Source organism: Chloroherpetonaceae bacterium (genome assembly GCA_025056565.1).
GTDB lineage: Bacteria > Bacteroidota > Chlorobiia > Chlorobiales > Thermochlorobacteraceae > Thermochlorobacter.
On the sequence record JANWWA010000012.1, the window covers coordinates 27,952 to 42,586 of the forward strand.

14 protein-coding genes are annotated in these 14,635 nt (G+C 50.1%); 9 read left to right on the plus strand and 5 right to left on the minus strand.

The features are described 5' to 3' along the window. Positions 1-18 precede the first annotated feature (18 nt). Positions 19-495, minus strand: coding sequence for a Rieske (2Fe-2S) protein (locus NZM05_09680; GenBank protein ID MCS7013882.1), 477 nt, complete (start codon positions 493-495; stop codon positions 19-21). A 24-nt stretch (positions 496-519) separates the two neighbouring features. Here NZM05_09680 and NZM05_09685 point away from each other — a divergent pair, with 24 nt between their 5' ends. The 7 genes from NZM05_09685 (at position 520) to NZM05_09715 (ending at position 5,790) form a co-directional block, all read left to right on the plus strand. Beyond that, positions 520-768 carry a hypothetical protein gene (locus NZM05_09685; protein ID MCS7013883.1) on the plus strand — a complete coding sequence of 83 codons (249 nt, stop codon included), beginning with the start codon at positions 520-522 and terminating at the stop codon, positions 766-768. Between the two features lie 13 nt (positions 769-781). Further along, positions 782-1,201 (plus strand): phage holin family protein, encoded by a 420-nt coding sequence (locus NZM05_09690; protein MCS7013884.1) that lies wholly within the window; start codon positions 782-784, stop codon positions 1,199-1,201. Then, positions 1,188-1,634, plus strand: a complete 447-nt coding sequence (locus NZM05_09695; GenBank protein ID MCS7013885.1) for a hypothetical protein — start codon at positions 1,188-1,190, stop codon at positions 1,632-1,634. Before NZM05_09690 ends, NZM05_09695 begins: the two co-directional genes overlap by 14 nt. Beyond that, positions 1,621-2,796, plus strand: coding sequence for a WD40 repeat domain-containing protein (locus NZM05_09700; GenBank protein MCS7013886.1), 1,176 nt, complete (start codon positions 1,621-1,623; stop codon positions 2,794-2,796). The genes NZM05_09695 and NZM05_09700 overlap by 14 nt, the downstream gene beginning before the upstream one ends. Positions 2,797-2,938: 142 nt before the next feature. Continuing rightward, positions 2,939-3,661, plus strand: a complete 723-nt coding sequence (locus tag NZM05_09705) for a (2Fe-2S)-binding protein (protein MCS7013887.1) — start codon at positions 2,939-2,941, stop codon at positions 3,659-3,661. A 51-nt stretch (positions 3,662-3,712) separates the two neighbouring features. Beyond that, the gene (locus tag NZM05_09710; protein MCS7013888.1) at positions 3,713-4,414 is read left to right on the plus strand and encodes a succinate dehydrogenase iron-sulfur subunit; all 702 of its coding nucleotides are present in this window, start codon (positions 3,713-3,715) and stop codon (positions 4,412-4,414) included. Positions 4,415-4,566: 152 nt separating this feature from the next. Continuing rightward, positions 4,567-5,790, plus strand: a complete 1,224-nt coding sequence (locus NZM05_09715) for an alanine dehydrogenase (GenBank protein MCS7013889.1) — start codon at positions 4,567-4,569, stop codon at positions 5,788-5,790. Between the two features lie 83 nt (positions 5,791-5,873). Here the strand turns inward: NZM05_09715 and NZM05_09720 are convergent, their stop codons facing one another. Continuing rightward, positions 5,874-7,559: an SGNH/GDSL hydrolase family protein gene (locus NZM05_09720; GenBank protein MCS7013890.1), complete on the minus strand. Its 1,686-nt coding sequence runs from the start codon at positions 7,557-7,559 to the stop codon at positions 5,874-5,876. 237 nt (positions 7,560-7,796) lie between these two features. On the opposite strand from NZM05_09720, the gene NZM05_09725 reads away from it, so the two are divergent. Together NZM05_09725 and NZM05_09730 are read left to right on the plus strand one after the other, a co-directional pair. Further along, the gene (locus NZM05_09725; protein ID MCS7013891.1) at positions 7,797-10,217 is read left to right on the plus strand and encodes a cobaltochelatase subunit CobN; all 2,421 of its coding nucleotides are present in this window, start codon (positions 7,797-7,799) and stop codon (positions 10,215-10,217) included. A gap of 15 nt (positions 10,218-10,232) precedes the next feature. Further along, a complete protein-coding gene (locus NZM05_09730) occupies positions 10,233-10,397 on the plus strand; it encodes a hypothetical protein (protein ID MCS7013892.1) in 165 nt (54 codons plus the stop codon). A gap of 114 nt (positions 10,398-10,511) precedes the next feature. Here the strand turns inward: NZM05_09730 and NZM05_09735 are convergent, their stop codons facing one another. The 3 genes from NZM05_09735 to NZM05_09745 all read right to left on the minus strand — a co-directional run bounded on the left by NZM05_09735 (position 10,512) and on the right by NZM05_09745 (position 14,596). Next, the gene (locus NZM05_09735; GenBank protein ID MCS7013893.1) at positions 10,512-12,215 is read right to left on the minus strand and encodes a T9SS type A sorting domain-containing protein; all 1,704 of its coding nucleotides are present in this window, start codon (positions 12,213-12,215) and stop codon (positions 10,512-10,514) included. Next, the gene (locus tag NZM05_09740) at positions 12,212-12,364 is read right to left on the minus strand and encodes a hypothetical protein (GenBank protein MCS7013894.1); all 153 of its coding nucleotides are present in this window, start codon (positions 12,362-12,364) and stop codon (positions 12,212-12,214) included. The genes NZM05_09735 and NZM05_09740 overlap by 4 nt, the downstream gene beginning before the upstream one ends. A gap of 84 nt (positions 12,365-12,448) precedes the next feature. Further along, a complete protein-coding gene (locus NZM05_09745; protein MCS7013895.1) occupies positions 12,449-14,596 on the minus strand; it encodes an alpha-amylase family glycosyl hydrolase in 2,148 nt (715 codons plus the stop codon). Positions 14,597-14,635 lie beyond the last annotated feature (39 nt).

A 14,635-nucleotide genomic window follows, 5' to 3' on the forward strand; every position in this document is an offset into this window, starting at 1 on the left:
CTGATGAGCTGCTTTCGCTCACGGAATTATGTAGATAGTGCCATCCTGCTCAAAGACTTCAATTTTAATGAGATCGGCAATCGGACAAGGACCGCTGACACAAACGCCTGTTTCAGGATTAAACATCGCAAAGTGCTCGCGGCAAACAATATATCGCTTATCGCTATTGAAAGCGCACTGCGTGCCAAAAATAATGGGCTCATATGCATGTGGGCAAAGATTCATATACGCATAAACCTTGCCTTGATGGCGAATAAGAAAGCCTTCTACGCTTTCGCCGTTTTTCTGATAGTGAAAGAGCTTTGAGGTGCCCTCAGCAAGGTCAGCGGCGTCTGTGACAGCAATGCGCTCTCGGATTTGGGACTCCATAGATGTGTAGCCCTGCACTTCCTTGAAGGGAAGAGTTACTTCTTCATAATTCTCAATATAAAAAGTTTTCTTAAATTCCTGCTTAATTAAAGGCTTGCGCTGCAAGTCTTGCGTCTGAAAGCGCAAATCGTCTAACGCAGGGAGGGAATAATGTCTGAGAAAACTTCGTTTAGAGAAACCATTGAGTCGCTGGCTGACTCAGCACGGTCAGGCAAAATCAAAGATAGGCTCAACGAATATTATGAGCAGCTTGCGGAGACACCACAGTTTCAAAATGTGAAGCACGCTGCAGACTCCATAGTGGAATACATTCAGAAGCACCCTATCCAATCTGCACTCGTTGCATTAGGAGTTGGGTTCGTGATAGGCTTGCTGGTTAATCGCCGAAGTGATTCATAACCGGTAGGGAGTTGTGCCGCAAAAGAAACCATCTTCGGATTCATCTCCCCCCGCTGCGCTTGGCATCGTGGATATGATTATCGACACCATTGAGAGCAGTTATCGCGATATTTCAGCGATTATTTCTGCAAGGATAGACCTTGCCAAGTTAGACCTTGCTGAAATTATAGCAAGTGTGTTGGCATCGGCGGTAATTGGCTTAATTGGTTTGATTGGTCTAGCATACCTGATGGTGGCACTAGCGCTGTTTTTGGGAGAAGTGCTGGGGAAACCTTCGCTCGGCTTTTTCATTATGGGAATGATACTCAGCGGGCTTGCCGTTTATTTAGCCAAAGTTTCACCCGATTTGCTCAAAAATTTTTTCTGGCGACTGGTCTTCACCAAGCTCGATGAACTTGAGCGTCAGCGTTCCAATACGAATGCAGGCACCTAATTTTCGGTCTGACTTAGCGGCTCGTCGCGCACGGCTGGAGCAGCAGGTGGCACTCCGAGAGGAGGCAGTCATTGAGCGATTCCGTAGGCTGAAAGCTGAGCTGGATATGCGCCTAAGAGCAGAAACATTGCTGCGCCGCCAAGCAGTACCACTTAGCCTGCTGTCGTTGGGTGTTGGATTTTTCTTGGGACGTGCAATCAGTCGACCGCTTACATCACGCCATACCCCAACAGCTACGTCGGTAACGCCAACCAAGACACGCTCTTTGCTCCGAAGTCTGCTCGATACGGCGTTGCAATCTGTGCAGTCCCTTGCGCTAAGCTATGCAGCCGATTGGCTCACGCGTCAGGTTCAAGCATGGTTACAGCAACCTCCAATACCGTCTTCTAAATCACCCCGTAACGCTAAACCCACTGAAAATGTCGCAAAGTAGGCTGACCCTGAAAGAGACTTACTTAGAAAACTCGCAAAATGCATACACAACGGCTTTCTCACACGATAGCAAACGCTTCGCCGCAGCGGGGGGCTTACGTGCAGTGTTCGTCTATGACCCGAACCAGCCCAAAGCAATTGGAGGGTTAGCCGACCATAGGCAGTCGGTCTACGCAATGCTCTTTTCAAAAAGCGGCAAGTATTTTATCACCACGGGGCGTGATGGAATGATTATTGTCTATGATGCGGCAAACTTTGACAAACTGGCAACAGTGCTCTGTCCACAAGTAGGTCCGCATTTTCTCTCTGTGGTGCGCTATGCAAATGGAGAAGTGGGAAAAGCCTTTGCTGCCAGCTCTAACACGGTCAAGGAAGTGCACGACGCTCAGGTGCTCTATGCAGCAGTCGAGTATATCTTGTATGAACTGAATAAATCGCCTGAAGTAACCGCACAACATTCTAACACAATTCGCAACGCACTCATAACGGCTGGACTTAGCATTCCAGCGGATGCGCCACTGTCAATGGGGGGAAGCCAATTGCTCCCGCACTATGCGCTGGCGCTCAGCCCCGACGAATCCACGCTCTATGTAGGTGCAAGTCACGGCGCACTCAAAATCTACGACACATCGGACTGGTCGCTGCGACGCGTCTTACCACTGCACAGTGGCAACATTCGCACCGTCGCTGTCTCGCCCGATGGCAAGCTGATTGCCACCGGTAGCAGCGACCGCTATGTGAAAATCCTCGATGCCGAGACCTTAGAGACGCTCCACACCATTGAAGGGCACGGAGACTCTGTTTTCACGGTGGCGTTTTCGCCTGATGGGTCGCTGTTTGCAACAGGCGGCAAAGATGCAAGGCTGCGCATTTGGAACGTGTCTGGCAAAAACATCAAGCCAAAGGTGAAAATTTTAGCACATACCTTTTCCATCAAGGGTATGTCATTTATCAGCGGCGGCAAAGAAATTCTGACTGTAAGCCAAGACAAAACCATCAAAATCTGGGACATTGACAAAGTCTCTTGCGTGGAGACGGTGGATAGACTTTACGGAGGGCATACCTTTACAATCAACACCGTTTCCGTCTCGCCCGATGAGCGCTATGCTGTAACAGGAAGCGATGACAAGACCGTTAAGCTCTGGCAGCTGCAGCCTGCATAAATGCATAATAACTTTGACCCGATGCAACGAGCATAACGCCTTTTGCACAAGTAACGGAACTTTTATATGTTGCAGTGTTTATTTGCAGTAAGGTCGGTAGTGTCGTTTGAACTTCGCCAACCAAACGCATCTTAGAACAGCTATGCCAAAAGTAGAAATCAACGGCTCAACCTTCGATGCTTTTGTCGATGAATCACTCTTAGGTGCCGCACGTCGCCACAAAGCACATATTGGATACTCCTGTGGCGGACATGGTTTGTGCCAAACATGCGAGGTGATAATTGAAAGCGGAATGGACGCGCTCTCTCCTATAAACGATGTGGAGAAAGCATGGCTTACAGCTGAAAAGCAGCAAAAAGGACATCGCTTAGCTTGTCAAGCGCAGATTAAGAAAGATGCGCCAATCAAGCTGACCACGCGTGCTGAAAAAGCTCGCCGTCTTTTCAACAATGCATTCCTAGCTAAGAAGGAAACGCTCCCGCCAACATCGCACCCACAAGGTCATGTAGGCGAGTTTTTCACTTTTCTTGGAATGGAGACGCTGGCACATATTTCAGCCGCACCGATGGCATTTGCAAATGCAGTCGGACGAGTATTTGAGGGCAAATTGACCTTGAATGCCATCACCGATGCCGTAAATGCGTGGAGTGAGCGTGCACCTGAAATTGGTGAGATTCTAAGCAAAACCCTCAGTGGCTTGCCCGATGCGATTGCCCCTGTGACCAACGCAGTCGCAGATGTAGCCAAAGGTGTCATTGATACGGCGACCAAAGTCGTAAAAAGTGCAACAGGCGGAGCAAGTGCAACAGCCACAGATGGCAAGGAAGCGGTTCAGGCAGTTCCAATTAAAGTGGAGAAAAAGTAGCAGCCTTTCTCTCCAGCGCGAGTCATTTTAAGAAAGGTAGTGTAAGGTAGTATGCTGTTAGAAGTAACCATCAAGCGGTTCAATCCAGAGAAAGACCAAGCGCCTCATTGGGAGACCTACAAAGTTGAGGCGGAGCCAATGGATCGCGTCTTGGACGTGCTTAACAAAATTAAGTGGGAGCAAGACGGGACGCTAACCTATCGCAAGTCGTGTGCGCACGGGGTGTGCGGAAGCGATGCCATGATGATTAACGGCGAGAATCGTCTGGCATGCGTAACGCTGGTCAAAGACTTGCGCACCACGAAACTTCGGATTGAGCCGTTGCCCGGTGCGCCGGTCATCAAGGATATGGTCATTGATATGACAGGGTTCTGGCGTAAGTATGAGACCGTCATGCCATACTTGGTCAATGATGACCCGCCGCCTGAGACCGAGCGGTACATGAGCAGCGAAGACCAAGAACGTATTGAAGAGTCAACGCGCTGCATTCTGTGTGGAGCCTGCACGTATTCTTGTCCCTCTACATGGAGCGACGAAGAATACTTGGGACCTGCTGCACTACTGAAAGCTTATCGCTTCATTTTTGATTCGCGCGATCAAGCGGCAGATGAACGGCTTAAGATTATTGACAATAATAAAGGTCTCTGGAAGTGCTACACCATTTTCAACTGCGTTCAGGCGTGCCCAAAAGAAATTGACATTACAAAGCATATTTCGGCGCTCAAGCGCAAGGTCGTCAGTGAACGCTACTAAAAAAGCTCAGCAATAACTTCCAGAGAGGTTATCCCAGCAGGCAACGCTTAACTTGCTGGGGTAACCTTTGCGCTTTTCGTGTGCCAAAGTAGCGCGCTTGCAGTTAGCAATATGCTTATTGCCCTGAGAGAAGCAGTTGGAACAAACCATCTATGAGTTACACTAGTGATTTCGGATATATGGACTTCGACCTTGGCGTCGAGACGCTAGAGAAGGTCGCCATTAAATCCGAGCGAAAAATGCACATTGCATTAGGCGTGCCCAAAGAGAACACGCCTGATGAACATCGCGTGGCGCTTGCGCCGTCAGGCGTTAAGATGGTGGTCGAGCGTGGTCATCGAGTGTTGGTAGAGCGAGATGCAGGCGCACACTGCAACTTCACGAATCAAGCCTATAGCGAAGCCGGTGCAATTATCATTGATGACCCTATTGAGCTCTACAAGGAATCCAATGTAATTGTGAAAGTGGCGCCCCCATTGCCAGAGGAATATGAACTACTGCAGCGCAATCAAGTGATTATTTCTGCCCTGCATTTGGGCAGCGTGCGGCAAGAATATGTCGAGACGGTGCTGAAAAAAAGCATCACAGGATTGGCTTTTGAATTTATTGAAACCCGAGATGGTGAGCTACCGATTGTGCGTTCAATGAGTGAGATTGCAGGCACGCTGGCGGTGCAAACTGCAGCAAAGTATCTGGAAACAGGGAACGGCGGTCGTGGAATCTTGCTGGGGGGCATTGCAGGCGTGCCGCCAGCGATTGTAGCAATTTTGGGAGCGGGTACCGTTGGATATTATGCTGCACGTGCCGCATTAGGACTGGGCGCAATGGTCTATGTGCTGGATAAGGAACTCAATCGCCTCCGTCGCTTTGAGGAGGCTTTCGACCGTCGCGTCATTACCGCTGTGGCGAATGACCACTACATCTCACGCGTCGCCAAAATTGCCGACGTAATGATTGGTGCAATGAACCCGCGCTCTAAAATTATGAAACCCATCGTGAGCGAAGAGACAGTTATGACAATGCAAAAAGGCGCGGTCATTGTCGATGTCTCCATAGACCAAGGTGGTTGCTTTGAGACCAGCATTCGCACTTCGCACTCCAATCCCGTCTATGTGAAGTATGGGGTTACACACTACTGCGTGCCAAATATGCCCTCTGCTGTGGCGCGCACCGCTTCATATGCACTCACCAATGCCCTGATTCCCTTCATTCTCAAAATTGGTGAATACGCAAGCATCTCGGACGCACTCTGGCGTAGCACCAGCCTCCGCAACGGCACTTACTCCTACAAAGGCTACCTGACCAAAAAGATTCTGGCGGACCTTTCGGGATTGACATTCCGAGAAGTACAGATGCTACTGGCAACCGATATGTAGGAAACAAAAGAGCCGAGATACTTCACACTCGGCTCTAAGGTTGCATGTTTTGTTGATAGAGAGTCGCCAAGAATAGCAATACATCAATATGAAATTCTCAACTTCTCTCGAAATGCCCCACACTGGCGTGCAACTTCTTCGTAGAGCTTGGCATCTAAATACTTAATGTGCTCAGGCTTGGTAAAGTCTATAGCTTCACCCGATGCAGTGGCTTGCGTGCCCGCCTGCACAATACCATTGGAGAGGTTACGCACAATCACCAGTGGAATACTTGCATTAAACTCACGGTTGATGATGCGAATGAACTCATTGGCTACAATCCCGTGTGCCTTTGGCGAAGGGTGCACGCCGTCCATTGAAAAAAGCCCACCAATCGCTAAGTCGGTCTTGAGCCACTCGCCATCGACTTCAATGCCGCCATTACGCACAATGTTGTTAAAGATACCGTTGATATCCACGAGTCCAACTACGCCGCTTTGTCCAACTTGTGCACGAATAGCATTGTTGAATTCCTGAATAGCGTTTCTGGCAATAGTGATTTCGCCATCGTCCAGAATGTATTGATTCGGCAAGGGGTTTTGTGGCGACAGTGCAAACGGCGCAGTGGTGACGATACCGAGCGTCTGGCGAATAATTGTGTCTTGCTGCGCCGGCGGAAGAGAGAGAATCGCTGGATTAGCATTCGCTAAAATCCCAGCCCAATACTGACGGGCAAATACACCATTTGTGGCGCCCACTTGTTGAATCGCTGCAGAGCCTGTCAGCAGGATAAGTGCACGTGCAGGGTTGCCCACGTCAGAGGTAGGCAGCTGCGTAGGCACGCCAACAGCTGGGTTGCCGGGCACTGTGCCACCCCGCTGATAGAAAATGGCAGGAATGCGATTGACAGTCAGCAGTGTGCGGAAAAGAGGCCCCAGCGTAGTCATAAACGGAATCGCCGTAACATCAGGGATGTTGGCGACGATGATTTTGACGTTCGGGATACGCCGCAAGCTATCGAGAGCGCGCACATAAAACGCAGTGAATGCAGCCGTAGGAGTGGGTGCAGCAGGACTGACACCACCGCTGGTGGCATAACCCAATACATCGTTGTTGCCAAGCCAGAAAGTGACAAGTTTATCGCCTTGTTGAGGAGCTAAAAGGGCAGCCGCTTGCTGCACAGGTGAGCGATTGCCTAAGAGCGGATTGCGCAAAATAATGTCAATAAATGGACTGCGGGAAAGGCTATTTGAAGCTGTGATGGCTTGCGTCGCATCGCCCATTACGATACCCGGAATGCCAAGATTGTTGTAAGGGCGGGCCAGTGTGGCATTGCGAAAAGCAGGATTGTTCGGTGGAGGTTGACCATTACCCGTAGGCGAGGTATTGACAACTGTGATAGGCGTGCCAGTACTGCTAAACCCACCTAATTCAATTCTGCCGCTGGCAAGAACAGTGTTATTCCCAACAGTTACGGCAGCCCCGAACCCTGGTTCTGCAATGATAGGCATCTGGAACTTTGACTGCCCAAGCCCATTTTCGCTTCTGCCATGCGCTTGTCGGGCAATAAGAGCAGGGTAACTATTGAGCTGCCCTGCTTCATAGAGCGAGTTAGAGAGAAAGCCGGCGGTAATGCTGTTGCCGATTGCCACATAGCGAGCAGCGTCAAAGCTGCCAAGCGAGCCGCTGCCCGGCTCACCGCCCTCCGTAGGCGCTTTGCGCTCAGGAGTGCAGCTAAAGTATGCTGAAGAAAAAATGATGAAAAGTGCCGTGAGTAAAAGTTTCTTCATACCGTTATGAGTTGTGTTCTCACTGTCAAGGTTTTTTGTAAGGAACTGTGTTGTGGAACTTACAAAGCTAATTGGAGAAAATCAAGCGAGTCAAAGCAGTGTGTGGGCAGAGTGGGAAGCAAGGGTAGAGTATGTTTGCAGTTCTGGAGAGATTGCACGAGCGCCACTGATTGCTTAAGTTTGAAAAAGTGCGCCACTGTGAGCGCTTGAACATTTGAAGTAAAAGGAGCAGTAACTATGAACACACAGAAGCACATTACGCTTGTGCTCGGCATGGAACGCTACAACGCCGAGCTATTTCAACACATCAAAGCCACACTCCGAAATCAATGTCCTTCGCTGCGCCTGCATACCTTCTTTGATAATGATGTAGCTGAGCGGCCGAAAAAAGTCGAGGCAGCAATTAGCGTAAGTGATGTGGTCTTTGTGGCACTGATTGTCTTGGATGATACGGCAAGTGCGCTAGTGCAAATGCTAAAGAAGCACCAGCCTGAGTTCATTTTTGCCTTTGAGTCGCTGCCGAACCTGATGATGATGAACAAAGTAGGGTCGTATCACTTCTCGGGCGGGAAAGGCGAGATGCCTAAGCCCGTCAAGGCACTGGGAAAAATTTTGGGCGGTGGGCGAGAAGAAGATGCCTTCTATGGCTATGTGCAGATGCAGCGTCTGGCAAATCGGATTATGAAATTTTTGCCTGAAAACTTTGGTGGCGAGAAAGTGCACGATGCGCGTATCTGGATGACCGTAAGTTCCTACTGGACAAATTCAGGCGAAGAGAATGTGATAAATATGCTGCGTTTCATTGGCGAGAAATTGCTGCACCTGCCGCTCAAGAGTGAGCCACCACAAGAAATTAACACGATGGGCTTTTATCACCCTGACTACTACAAGGAGACTAAAGCCTTTTTCCCAGACTTGAAGCATTATCTCAAGTGGGAAAAGAAAACAGGACGCGATAAAGGCAACAAGCCAAAAGTGGGGCTGCTTTTGCCTCGCAAACACTTGCTAACTGGACAAAGCTATGCAGCAGAGATTATCTATGCACTGGAAGCACAAGGGCTGCGCGTCTATGCGTGCTACGCAATGGGCATTGAACTACACATTGCAGTGCGGACGCAACTAAAAGAAGCAGGCGTGGAGTTACTCATCAACTTATTTGGATTTCCTTTGGTAGGAGGTCCAGCAGGCTCAACCAAAACTGGAATTGCACATCCAGCAGCATCGGAGATTTTGTCAGAGCTGAATGCACCTTACATTGTCTCGCAACCGCTCTATGTGCAAACTAAAGAAAGCTGGCGTCAGTGCGGCGTCAATCCAATTCAAGCAATGATTATCTACTCTTTGCCTGAAATGGATGGCGCAATTTGCCCAGTCGTGTTGGGAGCATTGGAGAAAGAAACGATACGGCTGGAACCTTCACGCCTAAGTCGTTTGTGCGGACTGGTAAAGCGGTGGGTGAGTCTCAAGCATAAGCCGAACAAGGAAAAGAAAATTGCAGTGGTGCTTTACAACTACCCACCGAATCAAGGCAAGCTGGGCACCGCAGCATTGCTCAATGTGCCAAAGAGCATCATCAACTTTGTGCGAGAGCTGCATCAGCAAGGTTACAACACAGGTGATTTTCTTAGTCGCTATGCCAGCCAGCCTGACCAACTTGTCCGTGACCTTGCACGCTCAATTGAAGTGGATACGGTTACAGAGACAGCGACGCTGCAAGAATTCAATGAGTGGGTGAGCTCACGCGAACAAGACCGCATTGAAGCCCGCTGGGGGAAAGCCCCTGGCGACATTGCAACCGTCGGCAAAGAGCGTTTCATCATCGGAGGCTTACGATTTGGCAATCTCTACATTGGTGTGCAACCGCAACTGTTTATTCAGGGCGACCCAATGCGCCTGCTCTTTGACAAGGAAAACACGCCGCATCACCAATTCGTGATGTTCTACAAGTGGATTGCGCATCGTTTCCAAGCTGATGCGCTGGTGCACTTCGGTATGCACGGCACAGCAGAATGGATGCCCGGTTTGCAGCTGGGGCTAACGGAAGACTGCTGGTCTGATGTGCTGCTGGGTGAGTTGCCACAGTTCTACATCTATCCGATGAACAATCCTTCAGAAGCAAATATCGCTAAACGACGTGGCTATGCGACCATCATCTCGCATGCCGTTCCACCCTACGCCCGAGCCGGACTTTACAAGGAGTTTCAAGCATTGCGAGACCTTTTGGGGGATTTCGAGAACGGACGCGATTTCCCCGAACTGCGAGAAGCTATTCTGCAAAAAGCCGAAGCACTGAACCTGAATGAGGATGTGTTACCAAGTAATGATTTTGCTGAATACGCAAGTCGCCTATCGGCTTACCTCAAGGAAATGGAAAATCGGCTCATCTGCGGTGATTTGCATGTGCTCGGCGAAAATCCCGACAAAGCAATGCAAGTTGAACTTCTCACAGAAACACTGAAAAATCAAAGCGACCTTCGGCTCTTGGAGTTTGCCGCAAACTATCTGGGCACTGAGCCATATACAGTGTTGCTCGAGCGTGCTAAGCAAGGCGACAGAGACGCAGCCTTGAAGAAAGAAAAAATTGAGGCGCTCTGCCACTACATCGTAGAAAAGTTTATCGTAGAAGACAGACCAATCACTCAGGCGCTCGAAGTCTGAGAAGGAGCATCAAAGATGCTAACAGGGTTGGTGTTTCTTTGGCTGATGGGACTGTTCTCAGCGGCGGCATTCGGGCTAACGCTGTATCAATACTTCCGTTCTCGTTGGCGATATCGACACTTCTTGCCGCTAAAGAAACTCTCTGAAGAAGCGCTGCGCGATTCGTTTCGCTTAAACTAAGGCGAGCGCAGCGTCGCTACAGGCGTAACCCTATGCCGCGCATCGCTTCACCCAGTCCTTCCATGAGGGTGCAACGTGCCGCAAGCAAAGTGGCAAGGGCACTCTGCCAAGCGTTTATTTCATCAAAATCATTTTTCGCGTCTCTGCGCCCATTTCTGTTTGCAGGCGGTAGAGATAAATGCCGCTCGAGAGGTCAAATTCACTGGCGTTGAAGATATACTTGTAAGTGCCAGCGGGCTGCGAGTTGCGCCGAATGCGGGTAATTTCATTGCCCAGCATATTGTAGATAATGAGTTCTACCGAAGAAGGCACAAAGAGTTCATAGACAATCGTGGTGGTGGGGTTGAAAGGATTCGGCGTGTTTTGGTGCAGCCTGAACGGCTTGGTGTCGGCAAGGCCCAGCTTGAGCGTTTGGGAAAAGAAAGGTGGGCGACCTTGCGACTGAGCACGAATGCGGTAGAAAAGCACCTTAGGCGCACCATCGGGCAAGCGATCTGTGAAGCGGTAAAACGTTTGATGGGAAAAGGACTCTACAACACCAACAGGCTCAAAATTGGTGCCATTGCTGCTGCGCTCAACGGTGAATTGCACGGCAGTAGCTGAGCCTGAAAACTCCCAGCTCACCAGCACCGTGTTGCCCTGCACATCTGCGCAAGGATTGCGAATGCGAGAAGGTGGCGCAAGCGAAGCGCGCACGGAAGTCAGCCCAACGCCTATGAGGGCACTGCGCGCCGTAGGAGAAAAAGATTCTGTCCAAACAAGTGCCGCATCATTTTCGCGTTCCAGAAGCTCTGGCGAGGCAAGTTCGGCAGCAGACTTTGCACGCCGGTAGAGTTTCAGCTCATCAAGCTCGCCGTGGAAAAATTTTTCTCGACCTGCACGCGAGCCGATATGCAAAAGCACACGACGCTCCAGTACTGAAGGGAATGCGGCGCGATATAGGCGCGTCGATGCACTGTCTTGCAGTACTCCATCTACAAACAAGCGCATAGACGACTGCACACTGTCATGCGTAACAGCAATATGATGCCAGACGCCATCAGCCACCACGCGCCGACTGACAAGACGGGAAAACGAAAACGGAATGCCAAAAAATGCACCCAGCCGACCGTTGGACAAAATTTCAATCTCAAGCGGGTAAGCATCGCTGGTTACACCTGACCAAGTAGAGAGTAGCACACCACTTAGAGCAGTGGTGCGCAGCCAGCATTCTATGGTAAAATTGCGCTGCAAAGAAAGAGTGGAAGCGCGCGAATTCGGTAGATAGACACTTGCTTGCTCAAGGGAATCTAGTGCAGCGGCAAAATTGTCGTGTCTGGGCTTGGGCTGAATGGTAAAGGTAGCAGAGGCACGCAGCAAAGCAGTCTGGTCAAGCGAATCAAGCAGAGCCACTCGCAACTCGCGCATGCGAATGGAAGCAAGAGTAAGGCTAACTTGCTCACTGCGCTCCATTAGGGCATCGGTTGCACGCAGCGTCAGCACCAGTGCAAAGGAAGACGGCAAACGTTCAGGTGAAAGACCCACTGCAAAGGTGCGTGCTTTGGTAGGGTGAGGAAGCGTGCGAAACGAAAGGCGCACTGCGCCATCTACGCTAGCAAGGCGAACCAGCTGCAGCCCGCGTGCAAGATCTACAAGTACAGCATTGAGCGTATCGGCAGACGAAAGTCGGCACTCTACAAACACGCTAAAATCTTCACCTTCCACAACAGTCGCTGGAGAATGAGCGACCGTAAGATACTGTGCCCACAACCTCTCTGCCCAGCCGATATGCACCAAAAGAGAAAAGAAAGTAACGCAGTGCAGTAGAAAGTGCTTCATTCAACTTCTGGTTTGGAAAGCCTGCTACTTCTGAAAGCCCCGTGCGTCCAGCTCAGAGAAAATCCAGTACCGAAATAGTAGCGACCTAAGACAGTGTGAAAGGTCTGCACTGCATATCGCCGCATATCCTCAACTTCGGTGAAAAACATTGCTCACTATGTTCCAGAAAGCAAAGGCAAAAATTCGTACGGACACTGACTTGCATCTGCGCTCGCTGCGCACTGGGCAAATTGTCACTGGCTTGGCCCATCGGTGCCTTTTTCCATCAAGATAATGCCAGACGATGGTGGAATATACAACTTTCCAGCGGCTTGATGCGGGTTTTCAAGGGTGATGCTCTTTTCGTTTGCGACCATAACCCACTGCCCTTTGGGGACACTGAATTCTACCACACGGTTGGGGTGTGCATTACACACGACGATAAAATCATTTTTTGCCTGCTCTGCGTAGCTGCGGTATGGTTCCGTATTTCTCTGCCGCATTGCATCGGCAAAAATGCGGTGCCGCAAGCGAAAGGCGAGCACCAGAGGGTCAGCAAGGTCAAGAAATTCAACAGCATAGTAAGGTGCGCTGTGGAAAATCGGATACGCTTTGCGCAGGGCAATTAGACCTTTGTAATAATTGACCAGCTCTTGATTGAGCGCAATATGGTCATAGTTGAGGTAGTTTGTCTCGTTGTCTTTTTCGTAGCTGTTGTGGTCTATCTTGCCTATGTTCGGGTCAGGGGCATCCGTCGGAGCAATCACTTTGCTGCGAGCGTATTCTTGCCCCTCGTGGATCATCGTTATACCTTGTGCAGTGAAAAGCAAAAGAGCAGCGAACTTGTTAAGCGCCAGTGCTCGAGCTGAAAGTTTAGCGTGTGCGGCTCGGTCGGTAATGCGGGTATCGTGTCCAACTTCGTGCAGTCCGAGCCGAATGAAGTCCCCAAGCGTATAGTCGTCGTGCGACTCTAAGTAGTTTACGCTATGCGAGGCTTTGTGAAATAAGCCGCCAAACTCGCGCAAAGTGCCCACGACATAGTTGCGCAGCGTAAGAGGGGTGTTTTGTCCTTGAAACTTACCGAATATGAAGCCAAGTCCGTTGTCGGGATTTTGACCCTTGAAGCCATTGCGAATCTGGTCGTTCCATGCAGCCCAGCCAATGTCGCTGAAGCGATGCGGTTCATACTTGCCACCACCCCACGGTTCAGCAATCAAAATCACATTAGGATTGATTTTGCGTGCTTCAATCGCAATCTGGTGGCGCGTCTCGTCGTCAATCATGGCGGCAAGGTCGAAGCGAAAACCGTCAATGTGATACTCCGTCATCCAATACCGAATGCAATCGAGAATCAGCTTGCGTGCCATCGGGCGCTCCGTCTTGAAGTCATTGCCGCAGCCTGACATAGAGAGGAAATTCCCCTCTGAGTCCAAGCGGAAGTAGTAAAACTTATCAATGTATTTGAACGGGTTGTAGTCATACTGCGAGACGTGATTGAAAACCACATCGAGAATGACCGCAATCTTTTCCCTGTGCAGTGCTTTGACCATATCCTTGAACTCGCGCACAGGATTGGCGTCCATACCGTTGAAGGCCTCAGGAATCACAGAGCACCCGCGTGAGTAGTAAGCCTCAGGAGCAAAGAAGTAACTGGTCATATAGCCCCAGTGGTTTCGGGCATAAGGATTCCAAGTATTGACTGGGTAGCCAAGTTTAGTAACGCTGCTATCGTGGTAGGGCAGCTCAATCGTGCCGAAACTTTGAACAGGCAAAAGTTCCAGTGCATTGATACCCAGTGCTTTAAGGTGGCTCAGACCCCCACGCCGATTCGGCTCGACCAAGCCAGCGTAAGTGCCTTTGGCAACCACACCGGATGAAGGATGTGCGGTCAGGTCTCGCACATGGGCTTCGTAAATGATAAGTGAGGTGTGGTCAACGGGAGTAACCCAAGTGTCGCCTTCCCAATCATAACGCAAGTCAGCAATGAGCGTGCGAGCAGGATAGCGACGAAAATTGTTACGAGTGGAAACGGCTTTCGAGTAGGGGTCAGCAATGACAATGTCAGGGTTAAACATTTCACCCTTGCCCGCTGGACCAGAGATGCGATAGCCATAAAACTTACCATATAGCTCACCCTGAATCGTGTATTCCCAAACACCTTGTTCATCGCACTGCATCAAAAACTCCTCACCGGTCTTGCTGTTGTGGTGTTCATAGAGCACCAGCTTGACTTCAGTGGCACGCGGGGCAAAGAGCCGAAAGGTGGTTCGACCGTCTGCAACAGTGCAGCCCATTGGCTTATCGGAGTAAAACGAATCCAGCGTAGCTTGGTGAGTCAGTAGTTTTTGCAAAGCAGGGTTGCGTTGCGCAGCCACATCATAGTAAGCAGTCAGTATCATCATAGTGCATAGCGCAACGGTTTTGATGTCAGTAAATCCATA